Below are 26,171 nucleotides of genomic sequence, written 5' to 3' on the forward strand. Positions count from 1 at the left end.
CCCCTCTCCCGACCCCCTTCGGGGGCCACCCTCCCCCGCAGAGGGGGGAGGGAAACACGTGTCGGCCTGGGAGAGACTTCCCTGGAGACAGGACGCAGCGCTTCGGGCGCTTGCTGCCGGCCCTGATGTGTGAATCTGCTAGCTCCGTGACGGAGCGGGATTGCGCGTGGGACGACCGGAGATCCGACCGATGAGCGGGACGGCGGCAGAGGACGGGCGTCCGGCCGACGCGGTGAGCGGGCATTGGGTCGAGCGCGCGGCGCCGCGGCCCTGGCGGCCCTATCTGCGCCTGGCGCGCATCGACCGGCCGATCGGCTGGTGGCTCCTGCTCCTGCCGTGCTGGTGGTCGTCCGCCCTGGCGGCCATCAAGGCCGACCTGTCCTTCCCCGATCCCTGGCACGGCCTGCTGTTCCTGATCGGCGCGGTGGCGATGCGCGGCGCGGGCTCGACCTACAACGACATCGCCGACCGCGACCTCGACGCCCAGGTCGAGCGCACGCGCCAGCGTCCCCTCCCCTCCGGGCAGGTCCGGCCGCGCCACGCGGCGCTGTTCCTGCTGGCTCAGCTGCTCGTCGGCTTGGCGGTCTTGCTGCAGTTCAACGAGCAGGCGGTGCTCGTCGGGCTGTGCTCCCTGCTGCCGGTCGCGATCTACCCGTTCATGAAGCGGGTCATGCCGATGCCGCAGGCGGTGCTGGGCCTGGCCTTCGCGTGGGGGGCGCTGATGGGCTGGGCGGCCCTGTTCGCCCGCCTCGATGCCCCGGCGCTGCTGCTCTACGCGGGCACGATCTGCTGGGTGGTCGGCTACGACACGATCTACGCGGTCCAGGACATCGAGGATGACGAGATCGCCGGCATCCACTCCTCGGCCCGCCTGTTCGGCCGGCACGTCCGGGGCGCCGTGGGCCTGTGCTACGCGCTCGCCGCGCTGTTCGTCGCGCTGGCCGCCTGGGGCGCAGGCGCGGGACTCGTGGGTTTTCTCGGGGTCGCGGCCTTCGCCGCGCATCTCGGATGGCAGGTCCTGTCGCTGCGGGAGCGCGACGGGCGGGGTGCGCTGACCCTGTTCCGCTCGAACCGGGATGCCGGCCTGATCCTGTTCGTCGGGCTCTCGGCGGACGCGCTGCTGCGCAGCCTCTCCTGAGATCCGGCAGCGCGATCAGGTGCGGGCGATGATCTCGTTCTCGCCGCGGAAGATCTGCGGACGGGCCGGCAGCCGGCCGGTCTTGCGGCGGGCCAGGAAGCGCGGGCGGCGGGCACCGAGCCCGGCATGCCGGCGGCGGATGCGCACGCGACCGAGGATCAGCCGGCCGATCTGCTCGGAGACCGGCACCAGCACGCCGTCCTCCCGGACGATCATCCGGACCAGCCCGGCCCGGGCGGCGATGTCCCGCCAGATGGCGACCACGTCGTCCTCGTCGAAGCAGCCGAGGCGGTGCAGCTCCTCGCCCTCGGCATCGACCAGGATCAGGCTGAACCGGTCGGCGCCGCAGATCTCAGCGTCCTCGGTGGCGTAGGCCAGGGCGATCCCGGCGGCCTTGCGGGCGCCGGAGACCCGGCCGATCATCGGCAGGGGCGACGGGGCGAAAGCGGAAGCGGCCCCTTGGGCATCCATGAAAGGTCCTTCGCGACGTTCGTCCGTGAACGAGGAAGTGTTCATCTGTCCGAGTCCCTGGGGCAAGTGGCGACCCGTGTCGGGCCGTCCGTTGTGCCAAGCAAAATCGCACCCGAACTCCTCCGCACAGCTTAAGCACCGTCGTTAAGCGATTCTGGACGGGGATGTCATTTGAGGAATGCTCAATGCTTCCTTGAATGCTCAACAACTCCTTGCGAAAATCGATCAGTCTCGATCGATCCCGGTGGTGGAGTGCGGATCCTTGTGGCCGTGGGGCTGGCGCCCTACAACGGAGGCCACCGGGCGGCACGGCCCTCCGGTACCCACAACCTCCTGCCGAGCCGGCTCAGTACCTCCGACCTGCCGGGCGGAGGCCCCGACGTGGCCCGATCCGGGCCTGACGCATTCCCTGCGGAGCGCGATGCCCGAGCCCCTCTCCGACGCGGCCGTATCCGCCCTGATGCCGGACCTGCGCGCGGTCATGCGCGAGGCCGCCGATATCGCCCGCCCGTTCTTCAGGCTGGGCGGCCAGACCTCCGCGCGGATCTGGTCGAAGGCCGGCGGGTCTCCGGTGACGGAGGCCGACGTGGCGGTCGACACCTTCCTGAAGATCCGCCTGAGCGCGCTGGTGCCGGAGGCGGCCTGGCTGTCCGAGGAGACCGCGGACGACCCGTCGCGCATCGGCCACGACCTCGTCTGGATCGTCGACCCGATCGACGGCACCCGGGCGTTCCTGTCGGGCCATCCCGACTGGTCGATCGCGGTCGCGCTGCTGGCCGGCGGCCAGCCGCGGATCGGCTTCGTCCACGCCCCCGTCGGCAATGCCGATTACGAGGCGGTGCTGGGACACGGCGCCACGCGGAACGGCGAGCCGATCCGGGTCGATGCCAAGGAGACGCTGCCCGGCGCGCGGATCACCGGGCCGAAGCCGATGCTCGACCGCCTGTCCCGGGGCGCCGGCGCCGATGTCGATTTCGAGCGGATCGACCGCATCCCGTCGCTGGCCCTGCGGCTCGCCCGGGTGGCGGAAGGCTCGGTCGATGTCGGGCTGATCTCCGGCAATGCCCGCGACTGGGATATCGCGGCGGCCGACCTGATCCTGCGTGAGGCCGGCGGCGTGGTCTGCGACCTCAAGGGTCAGGCGACCACCTACAACCGGCCCGACCCGGTCCATGGCGAGTTGCTGGCGACACCGGTCGCCCTGCGCGACTTGGTTCTGGCGGCCTGGGATCGATAGGGCCGCGCCGGGGCGCAAGCGGGCGACGCGCGTCGGCTCGCACCCACGCAAAAGCCGTGCTCGATCATCGATCGAACGCGGCTCCAGACGCTCTGAACGTGCGGGGACCCTATCGGGCCGGATCGGCCCTCAGGCCGCCGCCGCCTCGCGGATGACCACGGCGTTGGGCGCGAGCCCGAAGCGCTCGGCGAGATGCCAGCGCAGTTCCCGGGGGGAATGGTAGTTGTAGGACCGATCGATCAGGTTGCTGAGATCGGTCCCGGCCTCGTTCGCGGAATTGGCCCGCGCCAGCCGACCGACCCGGAAGGTCGACGCATCGGTGACGGGGGAGCGGACGCCGCGGCGCCGCGTGTATTCGAACATCATTATCGCGTGTGTCTTTTCTTTTCTGGACCGGACGTCTGTGCGCGCCCGGCGTCGTTTCTGCTGGTTGCCTCCGACGCCCCCGCGGCCCGGGCGATCGCCCGGATGGAAGCGTCGGAAGGGGGAGCCGCCTGGTGCGGCCGGTTCAATCCCGTTCGCGGGTTCAGGCGGCCTGAAGGTTGCCGGCGGCGTCCTTGCCGCTGCGCTTGTCCGTCAGGATCTCGTACGAGAGCCGCTGGCCCTCGACCAAGTTACGCATGCCAGCCCGCTCTACGGCGGAGATGTGAACGAAAACGTCCTTGCCGCCGTCATCGGGCTGAATGAAGCCGTAGCCCTTGGTCTCGTTATACCACTTCACAGTGCCGGTATTCACGTAGGGTACCTCGTTCGTCCATAGGTCATGCGCACGGCGAAAAAGCCGCGCGATGCACCACGGTCTTGCTGGGTTGGCCAGTGTGGCAGGGCGCGAGACGCCGGGCGTTGGAAAGCGCCGGTCTCGATGGGAAAGCCCCCCGAGGCTCTATTTAGGCGCTGGCTGCGGCGGCAACAAGGCGTTTCGGGCGCGGCCTCTCGGTCGCAGGCCCGGCGGGCCAACCGTAGCGGCGCGACGCCCCCTGTGATTTCCGGCGTTCTCGTTGCATATACGGAACGCGGACAGACAGTTAAGGCGCGTGGCTCCCGGACGATACATGGCAGGCATTTCGGTCTCGCTGGACGGTGCGAACATCCAGCTCTCCTTCCAGAAGGACGATCAGGCGACGGCAGTGGTGATGGATGCCCGCGCCGCCCGCGCTCTGGTGCGGGCCGTCGGGCAGCTCCTCACGGCGATCGACGACACCGACGAGCCCGACCTGACCGAGGGCCTGGGCGACGAGGAGGTCGCGATGCTCGACGTCACGTCCTCGGCGATCGAGATCGGCACCGACGAGGAAGGCCAGGCCGTGGTCGCGCTCCAGGCCGGCGCGCTGCCGCCGTTCCAGCTGCGCCTGACGGACGAAGAGGCCCGCCACGTGGTGACGAGCCTCTCTGAAATCCTCAGCGCGCCGCGCGACGTACGCACCTCGCACGGCGGTCACTGAACCCGCCGGATCACATCCGCGTGCCGGGATCGGTCGGCGATCCGGGGAAGACGTCGGGCTCGGAGCCCGGGCCGCCGGGCTCGCCGACGCCGGGATCGTTCACCGGATAGGGCGTGCGCGGTCCGGTCGGTCCGACATCGGGCTCGTCCTCGGGCAAGGGGGGCGGCGGCGGCAGATCGCCGGGCGTGGGATCGGGAACGCCGGGATTGGCCATGGCGCGTCTCCTGCTGGTGTTCGGGATGCCGGATCAACGGGCCGCCCCTCCGGGGGTTCCGCAGGTAAAGCCCGGATCCGGTGCGGCGCGGAACAGCGCCCAGGTACCTCCGTTGACCGGGCAGACCGCCCATCAAGGAGGCCCGCCATGCCCGATATCCGCCAAGCCAAGATCCTGATCCTCGCCACCGACGGCTTCGAGGAAAGCGAACTCACCGTCCCGCACACCCAGCTCGCCGAGGCCGGCGCCACCGTGTCGGTGGCCGCGCCGCAATCGCGCGAGAGCAAGGGCACGATCCGCGGCTGGGACAAGACCGACTGGGGCAAGGAAGTCGCGGTCGACATCGATCTCGAGCGCGTCGACCCCGCCGAATACGATGCGCTGGTCCTGCCGGGCGGCCAGATCAACCCGGACAAGCTCCGGCTCGAGCCGAAGGCCCTGGAGGTGATCAGGAGCTTCCTGACCTCCGGCAAGGTTGTCGCCGCGATCTGCCACGCGCCGTGGCTGCTGATCGAGGCCGGCGCGGCCAAGGGCCGCGACCTCACGTCGTTCGCCTCGATCCGCACCGATGTGATCAATGCCGGCGGCCGCTGGCACGACGAGGCCGTGGTGACCGACCAGGGCATCATCACCAGCCGCAACCCGGGCGATCTCGACGCCTTCTGCGCCAAGATCGTCGAGGAGGTGCAGGAGGGCGGCCACGGCACCCGGCAGCTCGCCGCCTGACATCCGCTCTACGCATCCGCCCCGGATCGGCTCCGCCCGGTCCGGGGAGCCCCCCCTCGGAGGAGCCTGCCGGCGAGGCGGGCGCGGAAGAGCAGGGTGCGCGGTCGTCAACCGATCGTACTCCGGCACGAAGCAGGCCGCTCCGTTCGGACACGTCATCTTTACACGGGGCGGCGACGCTCACGGCAGCGCATCACGGCGTCCGCCGCCGTCCGAGGGGCCCGCTTGTCCAGCAGGAATGAACGCCGGGATCGGTGCCTCGATCTGGATGTGTTCAAGACGCTTCTCGTCACCGGCATGGTCTTCGCCCACGTCGTCCAGATCGTTCAGGCGCCGGGCGACAGGCTGGCGGAAGGCCTGTCGAACGTCATCAATCTCATCAGCTTCTCGGGTTTCCTGTTCGCGTTCGGGTGGGGAACGGCCCTGTCCCGCCGCAGGGATAGGGCCGGGACGGTTTGGGCCCGGCTCAAGGGCCCCGCGCAAATCCTGCTGGCCTTCTACCTGTCGGGCATCGCGCATCTGCTGCTGATCGAGCGAACCGGCTGGTCCGGCACGCGGATCCTGGGTGTGGTGACGCTGACCGACCTGCCCGGCCACAGTGAGTTCCTGGCCTCGTTCTTCGTCCTGAGCCTCGCGATGATCGGGATCGGGCGATGGCTCGGCCCGCTCGCCGCGCAGCCAGCGATCCTGGCCCTGGGCCTGGCCCTCTCGGCCCTGTCCGGATGCGTCCAGATCGAGGCCTTCGATCTGCCCTGGCTGAGGATCCTGTTCAGCGCGCCGAACACCACGTATTTCCCGCTCGCGCCCTACGCGATGTGGCTGTTTCTCGGAGCCTTCTATGCCGGGAAGCCGGAACCGTTCGGCCGCCTCGCGCTGTGCCTTGCCGCCCTGGCGACCTACGGGTTTCTCGCCGTGGCGATGACGGCTGAGCGTCCGCCCGCCCGCTTCCCGCCCTCGACCCTGTGGGTCGTGGGACCGGCCCTGTTCCTCCTGCTCTATCGGGCGGCCAGCATGGCGATCGTCCGGCGCGTCGCCCTCCCCCGCTTTATGACGAGCCCAGGGCGGCATGTCCTGATCTACCTGGTCGCCTCGAACCTGGCGCTGTTCACGTGCCGGACCCTGTTCGGCCACCCGGTCCAGGGCCTGGCGCAGGCCGCGCTCGTCACCGCCGCCCTGATCGCCGCGATCGCGACGGCGATCGAAGCCGCCTCGACCGCGATGCAGACATCGCGATCGCCCGCCCGGGCCGCGCCGACGTGAACTGTCAGCCGCGCGCGCCGTCGCCGGTCACCTCGAGGACGGCGCAGGCGCGGATCGGACGGCCATACTCGTCCGTCCCCGCCACGGTGACCCGGTGGGCGCCGGGCGGGAGGTCGTCCGGCAGGCGGGCGGTCCAGATATGGGTCGAGGGCGTCGCCTGGACCCAGCTCTTCTTGGTCTCGGGGTACCGCGCGTAGAGCTCGGTCACGAACGGGTCGAGCCGCCGGGTGCGGACCATCGGCTCCGGCGCCCGGTCGCCGATCCCCACGGTCAGGGTCGTGCGCGGGCCGCCGTCGAACACGTTGACCACGAGGTTGGTCGAGGCCAGCGCCTCCTGCGGGACCGGCGGGCGCAGGCCCTGCATCGGATGGCTCGCCCGGACGATCTCCGGGGCGGCGGGACGCAACTCGCTCTCGAAGGCGATGCGCATCGTCGCGTCCGGCTCGCCCTGGGCGGGGACGAAGCGGGTCGTGTAGTCGGTGCCGCGGATCGAGAGCACGTGGAAGCCGTTCGGCGTGCCGTCGCGGCTGTCGGCCGAGGGGATGCCGGTCCGGGTATCCGGCCCGCTCCACCACGAGCCCGACACGGCCGTCATGACGTGGTGGTGGTGCCCGTCCGCCGGGTAGTGATGCTCGGTGGTGTGGGTGTGGCCGGCGAGGCTGAGCACCTTGCGGCCGGCCAGCACGTCGAGCAGCGCCGCCCGGTCGATCGTCGCGCTGCGCGGGTCGTCGCCGGTATCGGTGAGCAGCGGGATGTGGGTCGCCAGCACGATCAGGTCGTCCGGCGGGATCTCGGCCAGGAGGTTCTTCAGGAAGGCGAGCGTCCGCTCGCCGATATGGCCCCGGTAGGTGTTGGCACCGACCGGGACCGGCGGCCCCATCCACTCCACGTTGTCGAGCATGACGAACAGCACCCGCCCGTGCCGGAACGCGTAGCTCGGCGCGCCGAACACGCGCTTCCAGGTCTCGCGGCTGTAGCGCGCGTCCGGGGCCTGCATGTTGAGGTCGTGGTTGCCGGGCAGGCTGTACCAGGGCAGCCCGATCCGGCCGACGATGCGGTTGGAGCGGCCGTAGAGCGAGAGGTCGTCGAACAGCACGTCGCCGGTGGTGAGGCCGAACGCCGCCGGGATGGTCATCGCCCGGGCGACCGCGGTGTCGCGCACATGGTCGAGCTCGAACCGGCTCTCGGGCTGCGGATCGGTGAACAGGATCACGTCGAAATCCGCGGGCTCGTCGACCCGGGTCAGGGTGAAGTCGATCGAGGCCGGAAGCGGGCCGGTGGGTGCGAGGCCCCGGTAGTGCAGGCCGAGGCTCGCCGGCGTGCCGTTGGGCTGGTGGATGTAGGAGTGCCGGGGCACGTTGTCGGCATCGCGCGGCAGGGCGTAGCCGGGCGGCTTGATCACGAAGACCGCGCCGTCCCCGGGCATCGGCAGGCGATAACGCCCCTGCCCGTCCGTGCGCGCGACCTCGCGGCCGTTCGAGACCAGCACGCCCGGCAGCGGCGCGCGGTCGGCGCCGGGCGCCGGGACGGCATAGACGATGCCGGTGGCCTCCCCGGATTCCTGCGCCCCGGCGCGGCCGGCGATGAGGCCGAGGGCGGCGGCGCCGGCCACGGTCTCCCGGCGGGTGAGGCGTGCGGGTGCGGGATTGGAATCGCGCGACATCGGGGGCTCCTGCTCGGCGGCAAAGGCCAAGCAGAGGCGTTTGACCGCCCGATGACAGCGCGGCCCCGAAACGCACGAGGCCCGCACCCCGGATGGGATGCGGGCCTCGGATGAAGCCGTCGGGCCGAGGCGCGGAGCGCTTACTCCTCGTCGCCGGGCTCGAAGGTCTGGGGCAGCGGCTCGGCGCTGGCGACCGGGGTCGGCGCCCCGATGGTCGAGGGCACGTTCACGCCGTCGCGCTTGTAGATGTCGTCGCGGAACTGCACGAGGCCGTCCGGGGTCGCCCAGGCGGTGATGTAGGTCCAGTAGACCGGCACGGGCTGGGCGATGTTGGCGTCGACGCGCTTGCCGCTCTCGATCGCCTGCTCGACCTGCTCACGGCCCCAGCCGGGGGTCTCCTTCAGCAGCCAGGTGATGTACTCGCGCACGTTCTGCACGCGCACGCAGCCCGACGAGATGAAGCGGAAATCGTCGCCGAACACGCCCTTGGTGTTCGTGTCGTGCATGAACACGCCGTAGGGGTTCGGGATGTTGATGCGGACGATACCCATCGAGTTGAAATCGGCACCCGATTCCTGCCGGTAGGTGTAGCGCGTGCCCTCATCCGAGTTCCAGTTGATCGAGCGCGGCGAGACCTCGCCATTGCCCGACAGGATGTGGATCTTATTGTCGGTGAGGTAGTTCGGATCCTTCTGCATCTTCGGGATCAGGTCCTTCTTCACGATGGAAGCCGGGACCGTCCAAGTCGGGTTGAAGTTGATCTGCGTCGCCTTGGTGTTCATGATCGGCGACTGGCGGTCGATCTTGCCGACGCCGGCGGCGTGCAGCGTGACGACCTGGCCGTTCTCCACGGTCTCCACCAGGGCGGCCGGGATGTTCATGATCACGAAGCGGCGGCCGAGATCGCCCGAATAGGAGCGCAGGCGGACGACGTTGGTCTCGAGCTGGTGCAGCCGCACGTCGGCGGGCACGTTCATCGCCTGCTGGGTGGCGAGGCTCATCGCGCCGGTCTGGCTGAGGCCGTGACGGGCCTGGAAGCGCTTCACGCCGGCCGCGACGTAGGAATCGTACACGCCCGAGCCGCCGGCGGCCGGATCGAGGTCGCCGGTGACGATCAGGCGCTGGCGCACCGCGGCCACCGCCGGCCCCTTCGCGCCGACGCGCAGGCGCTCGGCGCCCGAGACCGGACGCCAGCCGCCGCGGTTGACGATCTCCCGGTAGCGCTCGACCATCTGCTCGGTGGCCGCCACGGTCTGGGGCGACAGGATCGGCACGGTCTCGCGCTGCACCTGCATGCCGGCAGGCGAGGCGTAATCCTGCGCCCACTCGGCCTGGGCGTAGTTGCCCTGGTCTCGGGCCTCGGCGGCGCCGAGCCCGAGCGTGCCGAGCGCGGCGACGCCCAGGATGGCGGTGAACCGGTTTGTTGCCTTGGTGCGCATCAGTCGCTGGCTCTTGTCCGGAGTTCGTCAGTTCATGGCGAGAGCGGGTCTACCCGGTCGCCACGGTGTCGGGATGGCCTTAAGACTCCCTATCGAAGGGGCCGGATTGTGGCATCGGCGTGCGCCAACGCACCTGACGACTGGCTGCGGCGCGGCGACAACTGTCACCCGCGGGACGGTGTGGCAGAGATGCCACCGTCGGGCGGTCCGGGCTGGCCGCGCCGGGCGCCCACGGCCCGCGCCTCAGGTCGCCGCCGCGGTCGCGGGCGGACCGATTGCTAGACGAGTCAGGACGGAAGCATGCCCATGAAGATCCTTTGCACGGCCCTGCTGGGCCTCGGCCTGTTCGCGAGCACGGCGCAGGCGGCCCCAGAGGCGGCGCCGGTCAAGGCCGGCGATCTCACGATCGACACGCCTTGGCTGCGCGCCACGCCGAACGGCGCCAAGGTCGCGGGCGGCTACGTGCGGATCGTCAACACCGGCTCGGCCCCCGACACGCTCACGGGCGCCTCGGTGCCGTTCGCGACCTCCGGCGAGATCCACTCCATGTCGATGGAGGGCGGCGTGATGAAGATGGCCCCGGTTTCGGGCGGCCTGACGATCAAGCCCGGCGAGACGGTCGAGCTGAAGCCCGGCGGCTATCACCTGATGTTCGAGGGCCTGACCGGCGCGCCCAAGGCCGGCGATACCGTGGCCGGGACGCTGACATTCCAGCGCGCCGGCACCGTGCCGGTCACGTTCTCGGTGGCGCCGATCGGCGCGAGCGCACCGGGCGGCGGCCACCAGCATCACCACTAGCAGACGTCGATCGCGCCGCAGTCCGGGACACGCTGCGCGTGTTTCGGGACAGTCCACGGCGCTTGATCTGGCCCGCCCTCGCCCAGCAGTTGAGGGCGGGCAGGCCCTGCACGCAAGCGGTTCCAAGATCGGCCGGAGGCACCGCGTATTCGGCGGTGTCGAGGTCTCCTTTCGAATGCTTGCACGCGACGACGAGCGCCATATCTTAACCATCGGCCCGGTCGTTAAGGTTAAAAAAGATCTAACCCTGATGCGGCCGCGGTTCGGCGCTAGGATTGCTGCGTCGTCCGGGAGCCATGGCCGGAATGTCCCGGTCCGGGACGGCTAGGCCCGTCGGCGGCACAGGAGAGGCACATGAACGGCTTCGATGTCACGTTCCGGGACGATCGGGACTGGGTCGATTTCGGCAAGACCTACGTCAATTCCGTGGCGTTCAAGACGCTGTTCCGCGACGGCATGCTGCTCGTGGAGGAGACGGCGGCCTATCTCGACGGCGAGGGCCGGGACGAGTCGCGCCTCGTCTCCCGGGACGCGACGCTGAGCTACGCCGCGGAGAGCATGCGTTTGACCACGCTGCTCATGCAGATCGCGTCGTGGCTGCTGGTCCAGCGCGCGGTCGCCGAGGGCGAGATGACCCCGGCGGAGGCGCTGCAGGAGAAGCACCGGGTCAAGCTCGGCAAGGCCGAGCCGCCGAAGCAGTCGGATTTCAACCTGCTGCCGGTGCGCCTGCAGCAGCTGATCATGCGGGCGCGGCGCCTGCACGCCCGCATCCTCCACCTCGACTCGCTGATCGCGGACGACCGCCCGACGCCGGCACCGGTCGAGAGCCCGGTGGCGGCCCAGCAGGGCCTGCTGCGCATGGCGTTCCGCCTGGGCGAGGGCTGAGCGCGGCCGCGCGGCCGGACCCGGGGGGGGGCCGACCGCGGGCGCGGGGCTCAGAAGGCCGGCAATTCGCCCGGCCGGTTCTGCGTGATGTAGGCCCGGATCGTGTCGTTCTGGTAGGCGTGGACGAGCTTGGGCACCCAGGGGGCGTTCTTGTCCGCCTCTCGCACAGCGATGAAGTTGTTGTAGGGGTTGTTGACCGACGACTCGATCGCGATCGAGTCCTTGCCCGGCTTCAGGCCGGCTTCGACGGCGTAGTTCGTGTTGATCACCGCGGCGTCCAGATCGTCGAGGCTGCGCGCCAGCTGGGCCGCGTCGATCTCGCGGAACTGCAGCTTCTTCGGATTGGCGGTGACGTCGAGCACCGTGGGCAGGATGCCGACGCCGTCCTTCAGCGTGATCAGCTTCTGGGCCTGCAGCAGCAGCAGGGCGCGACCACCGTTGGACGGGTCGTTCGGGATGCCGATCGCGGCGCCGGTCTTCAGGTCGCCGACCGCCTTCACCTTTCGGGAATAGAGGCCGATCGGCGAGACGATCGTGTCGGCGACCGGGACGATCTTGTAGCCCTTGGCCTTGATCTGGTTCTCCAGGAAAGGCTTGTGCTGGAAGGCGTTGGCCTGGATGTCCCCGGCATCGAGGGCGGCGTTCGGCACGAGGTAGTCGGAGAACACGACGAGGTCGAGGTCGAGCCCGTCCTTGGCGGCGATCGCCTTCACCTTCGCCCAGACATCCTCGGAATCGCTCATGATGCCGACCTTGATCTTCTCGGCCGCGAAGGCCGGGGCGGCAAAGGTGAGCAGGATGGCGAGGGCGGACGACAGCCAGCGTTTCATGGAAGACGACCCCGAAAACGGCGCTCGCAGCTTTCGAGCGCCTGAGATGGTTTTGGGTCTCTCGGCGGACGCTTCGAAGACCGTCCGACGATCACCCGGGAAGAACGCCCGCGACCGGATCGATATGCGATCGGGACGGCCGATGATCGTTGCGCGGTTCGATCATCGACGGAAGCGGACATTACGACGGCGCGGCTTGGCCGGAAAAGAGGCCCCCGGGCGCAGGCCAACCCGGCAAGATCCGTCGCGGCGCGTCTTATCAAAAGACTATTTTCTTCGGCGGGTGATCATGTGGACCAAACCCGCCGCCTGGCCGGAAAATTTGCCATAGGATTTCTCGGGAAAAACCCGCCCCAGACGGGGCGGCGTGACAAGCGCGCAAGCAGAAACGGGCGGCCCCGCGAGGGACCGCCCGTTCTGATTCGGGTCCGCCTGATCCGTCGGGGATCAGCGCTTGCCGAGGTTGCCGAACCGCGAGTTGAAGCGCGAGACGCGCCCGGCGCGATCGAGCATCTTCTGCTCGCCGCCGGTCCAGGCCGGGTGGGTGAGCGGATCGATGTCGAGGTTGAGGGTGTCGCCCTCCTTGCCGTAGGTCGAACGGGTCCGGTACTCGGTGCCGTCCGTCATCACGACCTTGATGAAGTGGTAGTCGGGGTGCTCGGTCCCCTTGGCCTTTGCGGCCGCGTCCTTCGCCATGACCTGTCGTTCCTGTTCTGGCACGCCGGCGGGGAGCGCAGGAGGCGCCGCCCGGCCCGGAATGCGGAAGGTGTCAGCGGTTGCACCGAACCGTAGGTTCGTGGCAACGGCACGTCCAAGCCGACCGTGGTGGCGGCCCGCGGCCATTGAACACGCGCAATCGGATGAGGGGCGGCGTATATCGCAGGCTCTCTCCCGGAACAAGCGCCGTGGACCGGGTGGGAAGAGACGCGTGAGGCGTGATGGCCCGTAAGACGAAAGCGGCCGCTTCCGGCCGGCCCAAGGCACCGCTGAGCGCGCTCCGGCCGCTCCTGCCCTTCGCCCTGCGCTACCGCGGGCGGATCGCCGCCGGAATCCTCGCCCTGATCTGCGCCTCGGCCTCGACCCTGGTGGTGCCGATCGCCATGCGGCGGGTGATCGACCACGGCTTCACGGCCGACGGCGCCAACGTCATCGATGCCTATTTCCTGGCCCTGCTCGGGGTCGTGGCGGCCTTCGCGCTGTCGAGCGCGGCCCGGGTCTATACCGTGGTCACCCTCGGCGAGCGCGTGGTCGCGGACCTGCGCAGCGCCGTCTTCGCCCGGCTGACGATCCTCGATCCCGCCTTCTTCGACCGCTCGCAATCCGGTGAGATCGTCTCGCGGCTCACCGCCGACGCGACGCAGATCAAGTCGGCCTTCGGCGTCTCCGTCTCGATCCTGCTGCGCAACCTGTTCCTGTTCGTCGGCGCGACCGCCATGATGGTGATCACCAGCCCGCGGCTCTCCGTGATGGTGCTGGCGGCGATTCCCGTCATCGTGTTCCCGCTGATCGTCTCGGGCCGCGGCGTACGGCGGCGCTCCCGGGCCGCGCAGGACCGTCTGGCGGACGCCTCCGCCTACGCCGCCGAGGCGGTCGGGGCGGTGCGGACCATGCAGGCCTTCGGGCGCTCGGGCACGACGGCCGCGAAGTTCGCCGCCGCCTCCGAGGAGGCCTATGCCGCCGCCCGCGATTCGATCCGGGCCCGCGCGCTTCTGACCGGCGTGGCGATCTTCCTGATCTCCGCCTCGGTGGTCGGGGTGATGTGGTACGGCGCGCAGGGCGTCCTCAACCACACCATGACCGGCGGTGAGCTCTCGCAATTCGTGCTCTACGCGGTGTTCGGCGCGGGCGCGCTCGGCCAGCTCTCCGAGGTCTACGGCGACCTCGCCATGTCGGCGGGCGCGGCTGAGCGGCTCACCGAGATCCTGGCGGCCGAGCCGGCGATCCGCACGCCCGTCCCGGCGTCGCGGCTGCCCGAGCCGGCGCGCGGCGCCGTGACCTTCGAGGCCGTGCGCTTCGCCTATCCGACCCGCCCCGGCCACGCCGCCCTCGACGGGCTGAGCTTCGCGGCCGCTCCCGGCGAGCGCATCGCCATTGTGGGCCCGTCCGGCGCCGGCAAGTCGACGGTGCTGCAGCTGCTCCTGCGCTTCTACGATCCGCAGAGCGGCCGCGTTCTGGTCGACGGCACCGACATCGCCCAGGTCGACCCGGAGGCCCTGCGCGCCCGCATCGCCCTGGTGCCGCAGGATCCGGTGGTGTTCTCCGGGACCGTGTCCGAGAACATCCGCTACGGACGCCCGGAGGCCGGCGAGGCCGAGGTGCGGCGCGCTGCCGAGCTCGCCAACGCGCACGGCTTCGTCACCGCCCTGCCGCAGGGCTACGACACCCAGGTCGGCGAGCGCGGTGTCACCCTCTCCGGCGGTCAGCGCCAGCGCATCGCCATCGCCCGGGCGATCCTCAAGGACGCCCCGATCCTGCTCCTCGACGAGGCGACCTCGGCGCTGGACGCGGAATCCGAGCGCGCGGTCCAGGCCGCCCTGGACACGCTGATGCGCGGACGCACCACCCTGGTGATCGCCCATCGGCTCGCCACGATCCGTGCAGCCGACCGCATCCTGGTCCTCGACGACGGCCGCATCGTCGAGACCGGCACCCACGAGAGCCTGCTGGCCCAGGGCGCGCTCTACGCGCAGCTCGCGAGCCTGCAATTCACCGACGCCCTGGACGAGACCGCCCGCGGCAAGGGTCTGCGCATCCGCGGCGAGCGTATCCCCGCCGCCGAATAAGCGGCGCGGAGGCCGTCCCCGCGGGTCTCGGGCGCGGATGACGGATGTGCGCCGCGCCGGCGAGGGGCAGGAATGGGGGCGCGGTGGAGAAGCCCGCGATGATCCGCCTCCACTTGGACCTCGCGCGCTTCCCCGCCTGCCGTTCCTCGCGCAGCCGACCCCGATCGAACCCCTGGACGGGCTGATGCCCCGCCTTGGCGGCGGCTGAACGGCGTGCGCGCCGGTCTGTACCCGGCGGGATCTTCGGTGCTGTTCCTGATGACCGGCGGCACGCCCGGGATCTTCGCCGACAAGGACACGCTGGCGGGTCGTTGAGCCTGATACGGCCCCGGCCCTCGAGAGCTCAGGCGGCGCGAGTACTGCGGCCGAGGCTGTGGGTCCGGCCGGGTGACGGTTCGACCCCGGGCGAGTCCGGCCGCGCCGCCGTGGCCGCCATCGAGGCCGAGGCCGCGCGGAGCGCCCGGATCGGTTCCGCGATACCGTCGATACCGGACAGGTCCTGATCGGGCGCACCCGCGACCCGCTGCGCCTGAGCCGCGATCACGTCCGATACCGCCGCGGCCTGCTCGGACAGTTCCCTCGCCCGGGCGGCAGCCGCCGCGAAACCCCCACCTGCCTGGGCGGCCGCGAGGGTGGCTCTCAGCGCCATCACACTCGCCTGGGCGGTCATCTCGGCGAGCGACCCGATCGTGTCGGCGGATGTCGGCTGGGCCGGTTGAACGCTCAGAGCGACCAGCCCGTGCTGGAAGATCCGTACCGCCTCTGCGATCGCGTCGGCCTCCCCGGCCTGCCGGAATGCGATCGCCGCCCCGGACGCGTCCAAGCGCAGGCCGTGCCGGCCGGCGGATTCAGAGCCCCGGGGGGCGGCTGACCGGGACCGCGCCAGCCACCAGCCGCCGATCATCGCCAGGGCCAGAGCGACCAGGCCGGCAAGGACTCCCGGCTCGAACGTCGCTGCTGCGGACGGTGATGGCCGCCCCCAGCCGGGCCCGGCGGCGAGCAGCGCGCCGAGCACCGCGAAGATCGCGACGAGAGACGCGCATCTGAAAAGGGTCAGCTTGGACATCGGTGGAACCATCCCCGCCTCGCCGTCAACGGTGCGTCGAAATGGCTAATCCGCCGTTAAATGATCTGACCGTCGGTCAAATTCGACCAATCATTATTCACGATCGGCAATCGAATAAACAATAGATTTGCGAGCCCGGATTAAATATCGGGTGAGGCACGATGATCGCACGACTATCCTGGACGCAGAATCGGAGGTCCAAGACTCGGACAAGGATCCCGAAATGCGGATGCCGCGAGGGCCGCTCCCCGCCCGGCGCCTGACCTCACCGGGCACCAGGGCGGTCGATGGAAAGCGTCGGGCCGCCGACCCTACCGCTCCGTGAGCTTCATCTCGATCCGGCGGTTCTTGGCGTAGGCCTCCTCGGTCGTACCGGCGTCGAGGGGCTGGAACTCGCCGAAGGCGCCGGCCAGGAGATGCTGCGGCGGGATGCCCTTGCCGGCGAGGTACTGCACTACCGCGATGGCCCGGGCCGCCGAGAGCGCCCAGTTCGACGGGAATTGCGACGTGTTGATCGGCCGCGCATCGGTGTGGCCGTCGACCCGCAGGACCCAGGGCAGGTCCGCCGGGATTTGCCGGGCGAGGTCGGCGATGGCCCCGGCGATCCGGTCGAGCTCGGGGCCGGCCTCGGGCTTGAGCGTCGCCGAGCCGCCGGGAAACAGCACCTCGGATTGCAGCACGAAGCGGTCGCCGACCACCCGGATGTCGGGGCGGTTGCCGAGGATCTGGCGCAGGCGCCCGAAGAAATCCGAGCGGTAGCGGGCCAATTCCTGGACCTTCTGGGCCAGGGCGACGTTCAGCCGGCTGCCGAGCTCGGCGATGCGCACCTGGGATTCCCGGTCCCGGGTCTCGGAGGCGGCAAGCGCATCCTCGAGGGCGGCGAGCTGCCTGCGCATGGCGCTGATCTGCTCGTTCAGCAGATCGACCTGGGACAGGGCCCGCTTGGTCGCGCCGCGTTCAGCCTCCAGCTGCTTGTCGAGGGCGCCCGCGGCGCCCTGGCTGACGGTCGCGGCCTCGGCCTGGGACTTCGCCTGATCGCGCTCGGCCTCGACGCCGGCCAGGGTGGTGCGGAGGCTGCGGACCTCGTCCTCCTGGCTGCGGCGGTTCGATCGCTCGAGGGCCAGGAGGTCGGTGAGGTCGGCGATCTGCCGGTTGAGTTTGACCAGAGTCGCGTCTCGCCCGGTCAGCTCCTGCGACAGGAAGAACTGCCCGACCACGAAGACCGTGAGGAGAAAGACCACCGCCAGCAGAAGCGTCGCCAGGGCGTCGACATAGCCCGGCCAGACATTGACGGAGCGTCGGGAGCGGGCCGCGGTCGAGGCCACTACACCCGCTCCCGGCCCAGCCGGTCGAGCACCTGCTTCAGCTCGCGCTCACGGCTCGCCTGCGCCTCGACCCAGTCGCGGATCATCTGCTGCTCGGCCCGCATATGCTGGACGAGGCCCTGGATGCCCTCGGCGAGGTTGGTCATGGCGAGCGTCGCGGCCCGGCCGCCCCCACCCTCCGAGACGATCGCGGTCAACCGCTCGATCGCCTCCTTGAGATCCTGGGTGCCGGCGGCCGGCCGGATCGCGGCGGCGCCATCGGTCTCGGCCGCCAACGCGCCGGACAGCAGCCAATCCTGCAATTCGTTATGGAAACGGGCATGAGCCTGGCTGGCCTGCAGCTCCAGGAAGCCGGTGATCAGCGAGGAGGCGAGGCCGAACAGCGAGGCCGAGAAGGCGAGGCCGATTCCCGAGAGCGGTACCGCCAGGCCCGATTTCAGCTCGTCGAACATCACCCCGGCATCGCCGCCGCCGCGCATGCCCTTGATCACCCCGCCCACCGCCGAGAGGGTGTCGATCAGGCCCCAGAACGTGCCGAGCAGGCCGAGCAGGATCAGGATGCCCGCGATGTAGCGCAGGATCTCGCGATCCTCGTCGAGGCGCGCCGCGATCGTGTCGAGATAGCCCGAGGTCCCCGGCAGAAGCGCCCCGGTTTTCCGAGCGGCGATCATCGGCACCATGGGCGCCAGCAGGGCCGGCGGCTTCTTGGCCTGGCCGCCGCTCGCCACCGCGTTGACGTAGCTGACCTCGCGGTACAGCCGAAAAACCTGCCCGAAGGCGATCAGCACCGCGATCAGCAGCACACCGAGGATCAGCCCGTTCAGTCCCGGATTGGCCAGGAAGGCGGGCGTGATCTGCTTGAACAGGATGAAGGCGAGGAAGCCCACCAGGATCAGGAAGATCACCATCCGCCCGAGATAGATCCCGGGCCGTGCCAGCGGCTGTATTTTATTCTCGTTGTCGTCGCGGGCGGCCATCGGTCGCTCTAGCCTGATCTCACCATGAAGCCGCCGGCGGGCGGGATCCGTCGCGGCCACTGTGGGGGTAGCCCCGCACGCGATCAAGTCTCTCCACGGTCACGCTTGTGCGGCGATCGAGCCCCCCGGAAGGGGTGACGGCTCCGATCGTCCGACCCGCGCCGGCTCACGCCCCGCGCAAGCCGCCTATCCGGCGTAGCACGCCACCGAGGCGCGGCGCCGAAGGGCCTCGGACCGCGCGAGCTAGCGGTGCTGGTACCAATCCCAGACCAGGAAGGCCGGGAACGGGAGCATGATGGCGAAGAAGATCCAGTCGAACATCTGCGGCATGGCGCGGTCCCTTGGCGAGGTCCCTGGGTTCGGGGGTCTCTGCAATCTACGGATGCGGACCGCCGAAGTTCCGGACCTGTGCCATGCCGGGACACCCGGCACCCTGCGCGGGCTGCCGTCGATCCGCCTCTACTCCCAGAACCGCGGCCAGCTCTCTTCGAGATTCGGACCGAGGCGAACCGCCGCGACCCGGGTGGCGAGGCCGTCCGCCTGGGTTTCCACCGCGACGCCGCACAGTGTGGCCTCGCCCCCAGCCACCTCCCAGCGGGAGCCCGGCGTCTTCTGGATCATCCGGCGGATCGGCTCGTCCTTCTGCATGCCGATGACCGAATCGTAGTCGCCGCACATGCCGGCATCCGACATGTAGGCGGTGCCCCCGGGCAGGATCCGGTGGTCGGCCGTGGGCGTGTGGGTGTGGGTCCCGACCACGAGGCTCGCGCGGCCGTCGAGGTAATGGCCGAAGGCCTGCTTCTCGCTGGTCGCCTCCGCGTGCACGTCGACGACCACGGCGTCGGCGGCGGCCCCGAGGGGACAGGCCGAGAGCTCGCGCTCCACCGCGGTGAACGGGTCGTCCATGGCGTCGAGGAAGACCCGCCCCATCACGTTGACCACGAGCACCCGGGCGCCGCCCTGCGTCTCCACCACGGTGGCGCCGCGGCCGGGCGTGCCGGGCGGGTAGTTCGCCGGCCGCACCAGGCGCGGCTGGCGGGCGATGAAGACCAGCGCCTCGCGCTGGTCGAAACTGTGATTGCCGAGCGTCACGGCATCGGCACCGGCCTGGATCAGCTCGTCGCAGATCGTCTCCGAGATGCCGAAGCCGCCGGCTGAATTCTCGCCGTTCACGACGACGCAGTCGAGACGCCAGCGCTCGCGCAGCTTGGGCAGGCGCTCGCAGACGACGCTACGGCCCGGGCGACCGATCACGTCGCCGAGAAAAAGCAGCCGCATGGATCAGGACTTCCTGTCGAACCGGATCACGCCCGCTTCGGTGATCACGAACTGGAGCGGTCGGTCATGCGGCTCGGCCGGCACGCGATCAACCCGTTGCACGGAAAATCCGACCCCGACGGTCAGGACGGGCCGGGTGCGGGACAGGCGCGCGATCGCGCCGTCATAGTAGCCGCGGCCGTAGCCGATGCGCTGGCCGGTCCCGTCGAAGGCGGCGAGCGGCACGATCAGGGCGTCCGGCTCCACGGGCGGCAAAGACGGGTCGGGCTCGCTGAGGCCGAAGCGGCCGGCGACCAACGTATCTCCGGCCCGCCATTCGCGGAAAATCAGGCCTTCGGGGGTGACGTGCGGCAGCGCGACCCGCTGGCCCCGGGCGAGCAGGCCCTCGGCGGCCGGGCGCGGATCGACCTCGCTGCGGATCGGCCAGAAGGCGCCGACCAGCCGGGCCTCGGCCAGCTCCGGCAGGGTGAGGAGCGCCTGCACGATCCGAGCGGACGCCGCGTGCCGGGCGGCGGGCTCCAGCGCGTCCCGGGCGGCGAGCGCCGCGCCGCGCAGCCGGGCTTTGAGCGCCGCATCCGTCTTGGCGGGGTCGGCTTCAGGAGAAGGAGAGTGCGGAGCCACGTGAGCCGTTGGAGGATCGATCCCGGGAAACCTACAGAGTAGGTGGGCGCCGTGTTGGCCAAGTCCAGGGACGAGGCCAGGGACAGCTCCCGAGGGAGTCGATAAGGCCCCGGGGAAAGTGCTCCTGACGAACTCTGCAGCCCCGCCTTCGCAATGTAGCGATCTCGTGGGGTTCCTGCCAGAGCCCGGCGAACCGAAATATCGAGGCCGGGACCGGCCCGGTGGCCTGGATCCGGCGCAGGCCGTCAGCGCGTCCGGTCGGCCGCCCCGGCGACGACGGCGCGGGTACCGGCCAGGATCTCGGCCCGCACGGTTTCCGTCGGAGCGGCGTCCCACAGCCGGATCAGCTCGATCAGACCGGCCTGCGCCACCGAGGTCGGCTCGGAGAAGAACGCCTCCACCGGAATGCCCGCGACCGCGGCGATCCGGACGAGCCGGGCATTCAGGGCGCTGCGCGCGTGCGTGTCGGACTGGATCGTCGCGCTCACACTCATGAAATCGCTACTCCGATCGGTCGGGAGCCTTCGATATCAGAGACGCTCTAGCCAAAATACAATCTATGCAATTAGTTCCGGCGAATTAAATCAGGTATAAGTTGCGTTATCCACCAGAACGGGTCGGCGTCGAGGGCCGGATACCGTTTTGGCGGCTAAAGCCGCCCACGCCTCAGGCTGTACCGTGGCCGCCGGCAGCGGAGGCAGTGCTCGCGTGCAGGGTCAGACGCGGCCGGGCAACCGGATCCGCGGGGCCCGCGCCGAGCCGTCGATGCACTCGATGCCGCCGCCCGTGTTCACGGTATGGAGCCGAGACCCGGGCCAGGCCGGGCCGGGCTCGATGCGGCCGATCAGGGTCTGCGAAAAACCTTCCGGGTCGAGGCGGTCGATCCGCGCCAGCCCGAGAGCGCGGCCATAGCCCGTCGCGCAATCCTGGACCGGGCGGATGAAGTGTCCGCCGCGCTCGACGATGCGCCCTGCGGGCCGCGCGGTCGCGGGATCGATCAGCACCGGATTGGCCGGATGCGGCGTATAAGGGCCGCGGAAATCGGGGGCCGACCAGAGACAGAGCGCGTCGTGGTAGGATCCGGACCCGGCGGGCGCCTCGGGGACGGCATCGCGCAGGGTGGCGAAGATCCACCAGCGGCCGCCCTGTTCGAGGAGGGTCGCGTCGCTGGCGACCACGCCCGAGAGCAGCGTCGCCTCCTTCACCCAGCCGCCGGGGTAGCGGGTGGCGCGGTAGAGATCCACCGTGCCGGAGGCGGAGCTTTCCGGCACCATCCAGGCCTCGCCGTCGCGCTCGAACACGAACGGGTAGGACAGGTGATGGGGCTCCTCCAGCACCGGGACGGGCGTGCCCTCGGGGCCGTCCGGGCCGAAGCGGACCGCGGAGATGATCGCCTTGCCGGTGGCGTGCGGGAATTCCTCGACGAAGACGTGCGTGCTTCCGCCGAAGGCCAGCGGGAACGGGTCGGCGTAGAAGCGGTGGCCGTCATCCGGCAGGTCGGTCCAGCCGGCATCGGGATGGCGCCCGAGGTCGATCAGGTCCGGCCCGTCGAGGCGCCGCCAGCCGCAGCGCCAGTGCGGGGCGCGGTAGCAGAGATGGTACAGGCGGTGGACGACAGCGCCCGCGATCATCCGCGCGGCCCGGGTCCCGAGCTCGCCGCCCGACAGGGTCCGCCCCGGCTCGGAGGGCGGCAAGGGCGCGACCGAGGGCGGTTCGCTGCGCCCGGCGGCGCGGCGTCGGAGGGCGGCCGCGATCAGCGTCACCGTCCGGGCGAGCGCGTCGTCGACGCCGGCGAGCAGGATGCCCGGCCGGTCGGTGCCGAGCCGGCCCTCGGCCACGATGGTCCCCGCCGCGACGAGGGTCAGCCGGGGGACCGCCCCGGCAAGCAGGCTCGCCAGGAGGGCGTCGTCGCCGCGTCGTCCGTCATAGGCGAGCTGCCAGGTTGCCGGGCCGGCCGGGAGATCGCCGCACAGGTCGAGGATCACGTCCGGCTTCGCGTCGGTCCGCCGCCACGGGTCGAGGGCGGTCGGCGGCAGGCGCTCGGAGCCGAGGCGCGGCAGGCGGTGGATCAGCGCCTCGAGCCGGAACAGCAGCTCGATCGTGTCGGGCCACCCGTCCGGCACGACGGCCGCGTCGATGCTCACAGTCCGGATGCCGGGCGTGCCGGCGAGCCGCTGCAGCAGGGCGATCTGCCAGCGGCGCGGCTCGGCCCCGTCGAGACGAACTCTCACATGCATGATGAGCGCCTTCGCCCCGTCGATGGTCTGCCGGATAACGGCCGCAGATCCGATCTAATTCCCAAACGGTAACGAGACCGATAACCCTATAGGCAGCGGACTTTGGTTGACGGCGTTTACCAGACGCCGAGTAATTGGTGGTTGCGCCGATGACCCTCGGCAGTCTTGAGGGATTGTCAGCAGTCTGCGCGACTCTTGCAGTAGGAGATGGGGCCCGCGAGGGACCGACCGAGTTCGAGACGATGGTGACCGATCGTGGCACAGATCGACCGTAACATTGCCGTCGCGACCTGGCTCGCACCGGTCCATCCGGCACAACCGGAGCGGACGGGTCCGACCCGGCCCGACACCACCGCCGAGTTCGGCGACCTGTGGCGCATCCTGTGGCGGCGCAAGCGCACCGTGCTGGGCACCGCCCTGGTGCTCGGCCTGCTGGTCCTGGCCTATGCCCTGATCACCCCGTCCCTCTACACGGCGACCGCGCAGATCCTGATCGACCCGCGCGACCGGCAGGTGGTGCTCAACGACGTCAATCCCGCCGCCCTCTCGCCGGATGGCGGCATCGCCCAGGTCGAGAGCCAGGTGAAGGTGATCGAGTCGGACGCGGTCCTGGGCCGGGCGGTGGCGCAGGCGGGGCTCGAGAGCGAGCCGGGATTCGGGGTTGCGCACGCCGGGCTGATCTCCCGCACCGTCGCCTCGCTGCGGGAGATGGTGCTGGGCCCGAAGGCGGAGCGCCCGGTGGATGCGCGCGGCCGGGCCCTCGACCAGTTGCGGCGCAAGCTCGCGGTCAAGCGCGCCGACAAGGTGTTCGTGATCGACGTCGTCGTCACCACGGCGGATCCGGATCTCTCGGCCCGGATCGTCAACGCCATCGCCAACGCGTACCTCGCCGACCAGACCGAGGCCCGTTCCGACGCCGCCAAGCGCGCCGCGGGCGACCTGCGCGGCCGCCTCGACGAGTTGCGCAACACCGTCAACGCCGCCGACAAGAAGCTCGAGGATTACAAGGCCAAGAACGGCCTGATCGCGTCGAGCGGCCGGCTGGTGAACGAGCAGCAGCTCACCGATTCGAACGCCCGCCTGGTCGCCGCCCGGGCCCGCACCGCCGAAGCGAAGGCGCGCCTGCAGGGGATCAAGGACGCACGCGGCCAGGCGATCGGCTCCGGCGCGATGCCGGAGGCCATCCAGTCCTCGGCGGTGGACCGGCTGCGCGGCCAGTATGCCGAGCTCGCCGCCAAGGAAGCGGACCTGCGCACCAATCTCGGCGAGCGCCATCCCTACATCGCCGCCGTGCGCACGCAGATGCAGGATGTCCGCCGGCTGATCGATGCCGAGCTGAACCGCATCGCCGGCGCGGCCGAGACCGAGTACCAGCGCGCCCAGGCCAACGAGCGCTCGCTCGCCGCCGATCTGGAGAAGCTGCAGCGGCAATCCGCGGTGACCTCGCAATCCTCCGTCCAGCTGCGCGAGCTGGAGCGGGAGGTCGAGGCGGCCCGCACGGTCTACAACACGTTCCTGGTCCGCACCCGCGAGATCAAGGAGCAGTCCGGCATCGACAGCTCGAACGCCCGGATCATCACCTCGGCCCGTCCGCCGCAGGATGCGAGCTGGCCGCCGCGCCTGATCCTGGTCGCCGCCGCCCTCGCCGGCGGCCTCGGCCTCGGCGCCGGCATCGCGCTCACCCGGGAATATCTGGAGCCGACGGTGCTGTCGCCGCGCCAGCTGGAGCGGCTGTCGAACGCCCCCGTCGTCGCGGTGATCCCGGGCCTGCAGCCGGGTGGGGCCAGCACCGCGGCCGCGAGCTTCACCCTGGACCATCTCGCCACCGCAGAGGGAACGCGCGGCCGGTCGCTGGCGCTGCTGGTGACCTCCGGCGAGACCGAGGCGGCGGAGCGCCGGGCCGTGATCGCGCTGCTGGCCTCGGTGGCGGTGGCGCGCGGTGACCGGGTTCTTCTGGTCGATGCGGATCTGCGCGCCGACGGCGGCGGCTCGGCCGGCCTGCTCGACGTGCTGCGCGGCGAGCAGAGCCTCAACGCGGTGACGCAGGTCGATCCGAAGACCGGCGCGCGGCGGATCGGGCTCGGCGACACCCAGAAGCCGATCCGCGACGCACTGGTGCCGGCCAATATCGAGCGCTTCCTGGCCGGCGTGAAAGGCCGGTTCGAGCTGGTCCTGATCGATGGCGGCGTCCTGTCGGAGAACCTGCGGCTCGGCCCGATCGCGGCGGCGGCGGACCGGCTGCTGCTGGTCGTCTGCAACGGCGCCACCCGCCAGCGCGACCTGATCGATCTCGTCGACACCTCCCAGGCCCTGGGCCGGCCGGTCTCGGGCTCCCTGCTGCTCGACCGGCGCAGCGCGTGAGCACGGCGCGGCCCGCGGGCTTCGCGCACCGGCTCGCCGCGCGGTCGCGGCCCGGCGCTGGCCTGGCCCGCGCGGAATCGCTCGCCTTCGTGCTGCTGACCGTGGTTCTGGTCGGCGTGTCGGGCGGCCTGCTCTGGGCGCTCGGTCTCAATTACGACGGGATCAGCGGCTCGGCGCCGTCGAAAATCCATCCGGCGACCTACATGGCGGTGGCGCTCGTCGGCTGGACGATGCTGCGCGCCGGCAACCCGGTGATCCCGGTGGCGCAGGCGCTCAACCGCCGCCCGGCCTGCGTGCTGCTCGCGACCTGCGGCGTGCTGCTCCTCGTGCTGATCGCCGCCCGCGGCGGCACGGGACTGGCCGGTTCGATCGACACCTTCGTGCTGGCCGGCCTGATCCCGATCCTGCTGATGGATCGCGACGCCGCGACCCTGCGGCGGATCGAGACCGTCTTCCACCTGATGATGCTCGCCAACGCGATGCTCGGCCTGTTCGAGTTCGCCAGCGGCCAGCGCTTCTTCCCGTTCCGGTTCGACGGCATGGCGTTCGAGACCGATACGCGCTCGGCCGCGCTCCAGGGCCATCCGCTGGTCAATGCGACGCTCACCGCCTGCTACATCCTGGCGCTCGCCAAGGGCGGCGGCCGGCTGAGCCCTGCGCTCCGGGCCGGAATGATCGCCGTGCAACTCGTCGCCCTGGTGACCTTCGGCGGCCGCTCGGCCACCGTGACCACCCTGGCGCTCGGCGGCCTCGTCGGGCTGTTCGCCCTCAACCGGACCCTGCGGAGCAACCGGATTCCCCTGATCGGGGCGGCCTGCGCCTGCTTCGTGCTGACGGCGCTGCCCGTGATGGTCGCCGTCCTGGCCGCGGTGGGCTTCTTCGACACGTTGCTGAGCCGGTTCGTCTCCGACGGCGGCAGCGCCCAGGCCCGGGTCGACATGCTGGCGATCTTCGACGCGATCCCGTTCCGGCAATTGCTGCTGGCCCCGGACCTCCTGCAGGTGAGCACCCTGCGGCGGATCTACGGCCTGGAATGGGGTATCGAGAACTCGATCGTCTCCGACGTGCTCTACCACGGCATCCTGGTGACGACGCTGCTGGTGGTGGCGGTGGGCCTCTATCTCGGCGAGATCGCCCGCCAGTGCCGCCGCGGCGTCTGGCTGCCGATCCTGACCTTCGTCATCCTGGTCAACACCTTCGAGGGGCTGGCCGGGAAGACCACGATGCTCGCGAAGTTCGCGATGATGCTGATCGTGCTGTTTCCGCCGGGCGCCCCTCGGGAGCGGGGCTGACACCTCGGTCGGCCTTACCCCCGGCTCCTCCTACTCTCCCCACCCCCTCATCCTGAGGCGCGAGCGCAGCGAGCCTCGAAGGAGCCCTCCAGGGATCGCGCGGCAGGCTGGAAGGCTCCTTCGAGGCC

General features: G+C 70.5%; 25 protein-coding genes, 1 other RNA gene and 1 pseudogene. 10 read left to right on the plus strand and 17 right to left on the minus strand.

Annotated elements, in window-relative coordinates:
• Positions 1-190: 190 nt before the first annotated feature.
• A complete protein-coding gene (ubiA, locus tag WYO_RS20010; protein ID WP_007565864.1) occupies positions 191-1,138 on the plus strand; it encodes a 4-hydroxybenzoate octaprenyltransferase in 948 nt (315 codons plus the stop codon).
• A gap of 15 nt (positions 1,139-1,153) precedes the next feature.
• Here the strand turns inward: ubiA and WYO_RS20015 are convergent, their stop codons facing one another.
• On the minus strand, positions 1,154-1,609 hold the full coding sequence (locus WYO_RS20015; protein ID WP_007565865.1) for a DUF6101 family protein: 456 nt from the start codon (positions 1,607-1,609) through the stop codon (positions 1,154-1,156).
• Positions 1,610-2,030: 421 nt separating this feature from the next.
• Between WYO_RS20015 and WYO_RS20020 the strand changes: the two genes are divergently transcribed.
• Positions 2,031-2,846 carry a 3'(2'),5'-bisphosphate nucleotidase CysQ gene (locus WYO_RS20020; RefSeq protein WP_007565866.1) on the plus strand — a complete coding sequence of 272 codons (816 nt, stop codon included), beginning with the start codon at positions 2,031-2,033 and terminating at the stop codon, positions 2,844-2,846.
• A gap of 129 nt (positions 2,847-2,975) precedes the next feature.
• Here the strand turns inward: WYO_RS20020 and WYO_RS20025 are convergent, their stop codons facing one another.
• Positions 2,976-3,212: a hypothetical protein gene (locus tag WYO_RS20025; RefSeq protein WP_007565867.1), complete on the minus strand. Its 237-nt coding sequence runs from the start codon at positions 3,210-3,212 to the stop codon at positions 2,976-2,978.
• 160 nt (positions 3,213-3,372) lie between these two features.
• On the minus strand, positions 3,373-3,582 hold the full coding sequence (locus tag WYO_RS20030) for a cold-shock protein (protein ID WP_007565868.1): 210 nt from the start codon (positions 3,580-3,582) through the stop codon (positions 3,373-3,375).
• Between the two features lie 316 nt (positions 3,583-3,898).
• On the opposite strand from WYO_RS20030, the gene WYO_RS20035 reads away from it, so the two are divergent.
• Positions 3,899-4,288, plus strand: coding sequence for a hypothetical protein (locus WYO_RS20035; RefSeq protein ID WP_007565869.1), 390 nt, complete (start codon positions 3,899-3,901; stop codon positions 4,286-4,288).
• 10 nt (positions 4,289-4,298) lie between these two features.
• Here the strand turns inward: WYO_RS20035 and WYO_RS20040 are convergent, their stop codons facing one another.
• On the minus strand, positions 4,299-4,502 hold the full coding sequence (locus WYO_RS20040) for a hypothetical protein (RefSeq protein WP_007565870.1): 204 nt from the start codon (positions 4,500-4,502) through the stop codon (positions 4,299-4,301).
• A gap of 147 nt (positions 4,503-4,649) precedes the next feature.
• On the opposite strand from WYO_RS20040, the gene WYO_RS20045 reads away from it, so the two are divergent.
• Positions 4,650-5,228 carry a type 1 glutamine amidotransferase domain-containing protein gene (locus WYO_RS20045; RefSeq protein ID WP_007565871.1) on the plus strand — a complete coding sequence of 193 codons (579 nt, stop codon included), beginning with the start codon at positions 4,650-4,652 and terminating at the stop codon, positions 5,226-5,228.
• Between the two features lie 270 nt (positions 5,229-5,498).
• Complete coding sequence (locus tag WYO_RS20050) at positions 5,499-6,488, plus strand: hypothetical protein (RefSeq protein WP_039903499.1); 990 nt, start codon at positions 5,499-5,501, stop codon at positions 6,486-6,488.
• A gap of 4 nt (positions 6,489-6,492) precedes the next feature.
• On the opposite strand, the gene WYO_RS20055 is transcribed toward WYO_RS20050, so the two are convergent.
• Both WYO_RS20055 and WYO_RS20060 read right to left on the minus strand, forming a co-directional pair.
• The gene (locus tag WYO_RS20055; protein ID WP_007565875.1) at positions 6,493-8,151 is read right to left on the minus strand and encodes a calcineurin-like phosphoesterase family protein; all 1,659 of its coding nucleotides are present in this window, start codon (positions 8,149-8,151) and stop codon (positions 6,493-6,495) included.
• Between the two features lie 140 nt (positions 8,152-8,291).
• A complete protein-coding gene (locus tag WYO_RS20060; protein ID WP_007565876.1) occupies positions 8,292-9,590 on the minus strand; it encodes a L,D-transpeptidase family protein in 1,299 nt (432 codons plus the stop codon).
• Positions 9,591-9,974: 384 nt separating this feature from the next.
• Between WYO_RS20060 and WYO_RS20065 the strand changes: the two are divergent.
• Both WYO_RS20065 and WYO_RS20070 read left to right on the plus strand, forming a co-directional pair.
• Positions 9,975-10,388: pseudogene (locus WYO_RS20065) on the plus strand (copper chaperone PCu(A)C); the annotation flags it as partial.
• A gap of 354 nt (positions 10,389-10,742) precedes the next feature.
• A complete protein-coding gene (locus WYO_RS20070) occupies positions 10,743-11,273 on the plus strand; it encodes a DUF1465 family protein (RefSeq protein WP_007565878.1) in 531 nt (176 codons plus the stop codon).
• A gap of 50 nt (positions 11,274-11,323) precedes the next feature.
• On the opposite strand, the gene WYO_RS20075 is transcribed toward WYO_RS20070, so the two are convergent.
• Together WYO_RS20075 and rpmE are read right to left on the minus strand one after the other, a co-directional pair.
• Positions 11,324-12,103 (minus strand): MetQ/NlpA family ABC transporter substrate-binding protein, encoded by a 780-nt coding sequence (locus tag WYO_RS20075; protein WP_007565879.1) that lies wholly within the window; start codon positions 12,101-12,103, stop codon positions 11,324-11,326.
• A gap of 447 nt (positions 12,104-12,550) precedes the next feature.
• Entirely contained in the window at positions 12,551-12,799 is a 249-nt protein-coding gene (gene rpmE / locus WYO_RS20080; protein ID WP_007565880.1) for a 50S ribosomal protein L31, read from the minus strand.
• 242 nt (positions 12,800-13,041) lie between these two features.
• Between rpmE and WYO_RS20085 the strand changes: the two genes are divergently transcribed.
• Positions 13,042-14,886 (plus strand): ABC transporter transmembrane domain-containing protein, encoded by a 1,845-nt coding sequence (locus tag WYO_RS20085; RefSeq protein WP_007565881.1) that lies wholly within the window; start codon positions 13,042-13,044, stop codon positions 14,884-14,886.
• Positions 14,887-15,229: 343 nt separating this feature from the next.
• Here the strand turns inward: WYO_RS20085 and WYO_RS20090 are convergent, their stop codons facing one another.
• The 9 genes from WYO_RS20090 to WYO_RS20120 form a co-directional block, all read right to left on the minus strand.
• Positions 15,230-15,952 carry a hypothetical protein gene (locus tag WYO_RS20090; RefSeq protein WP_039903500.1) on the minus strand — a complete coding sequence of 241 codons (723 nt, stop codon included), beginning with the start codon at positions 15,950-15,952 and terminating at the stop codon, positions 15,230-15,232.
• Between the two features lie 311 nt (positions 15,953-16,263).
• A complete protein-coding gene (locus WYO_RS20095; protein ID WP_007565883.1) occupies positions 16,264-17,277 on the minus strand; it encodes a peptidoglycan -binding protein in 1,014 nt (337 codons plus the stop codon).
• On the minus strand, positions 17,277-18,254 hold the full coding sequence (locus WYO_RS20100; protein WP_007565885.1) for a MotA/TolQ/ExbB proton channel family protein: 978 nt from the start codon (positions 18,252-18,254) through the stop codon (positions 17,277-17,279). The genes WYO_RS20095 and WYO_RS20100 overlap by 1 nt, the downstream gene beginning before the upstream one ends.
• Before the next feature lie 243 nt (positions 18,255-18,497).
• Positions 18,498-18,629, minus strand: a complete 132-nt coding sequence (locus WYO_RS32430) for a hypothetical protein (RefSeq protein ID WP_268868443.1) — start codon at positions 18,627-18,629, stop codon at positions 18,498-18,500.
• Positions 18,630-18,713: 84 nt separating this feature from the next.
• On the minus strand, positions 18,714-19,532 hold the full coding sequence (locus WYO_RS20105; protein WP_007565887.1) for a TIGR00282 family metallophosphoesterase: 819 nt from the start codon (positions 19,530-19,532) through the stop codon (positions 18,714-18,716).
• Positions 19,533-19,535: 3 nt separating this feature from the next.
• Positions 19,536-20,153, minus strand: a complete 618-nt coding sequence (locus WYO_RS20110; RefSeq protein WP_007565888.1) for a 5-formyltetrahydrofolate cyclo-ligase — start codon at positions 20,151-20,153, stop codon at positions 19,536-19,538.
• A non-coding RNA gene (gene ssrS / locus WYO_RS30060) (6S RNA) lies at positions 20,143-20,299 on the minus strand. The genes WYO_RS20110 and ssrS overlap by 11 nt, the downstream gene beginning before the upstream one ends.
• Before the next feature lie 99 nt (positions 20,300-20,398).
• Entirely contained in the window at positions 20,399-20,647 is a 249-nt protein-coding gene (locus WYO_RS20115) for a hypothetical protein (RefSeq protein ID WP_007565891.1), read from the minus strand.
• 222 nt (positions 20,648-20,869) lie between these two features.
• Positions 20,870-22,390, minus strand: coding sequence for a hypothetical protein (locus tag WYO_RS20120; protein WP_007565893.1), 1,521 nt, complete (start codon positions 22,388-22,390; stop codon positions 20,870-20,872).
• Positions 22,391-22,645: 255 nt separating this feature from the next.
• Between WYO_RS20120 and WYO_RS20125 the strand changes: the two genes are divergently transcribed.
• A complete protein-coding gene (locus tag WYO_RS20125) occupies positions 22,646-24,751 on the plus strand; it encodes an exopolysaccharide transport family protein (RefSeq protein WP_007565895.1) in 2,106 nt (701 codons plus the stop codon).
• Positions 24,748-26,043 (plus strand): VpsF family polysaccharide biosynthesis protein, encoded by a 1,296-nt coding sequence (locus tag WYO_RS20130; RefSeq protein WP_007565896.1) that lies wholly within the window; start codon positions 24,748-24,750, stop codon positions 26,041-26,043. The genes WYO_RS20125 and WYO_RS20130 overlap by 4 nt, the downstream gene beginning before the upstream one ends.
• Positions 26,044-26,171 lie beyond the last annotated feature (128 nt).

Source organism: Methylobacterium sp. GXF4, from assembly GCF_000272495.1.
Classification (GTDB): Bacteria; Pseudomonadota; Alphaproteobacteria; order Rhizobiales; family Beijerinckiaceae; genus Methylobacterium; species Methylobacterium brachiatum.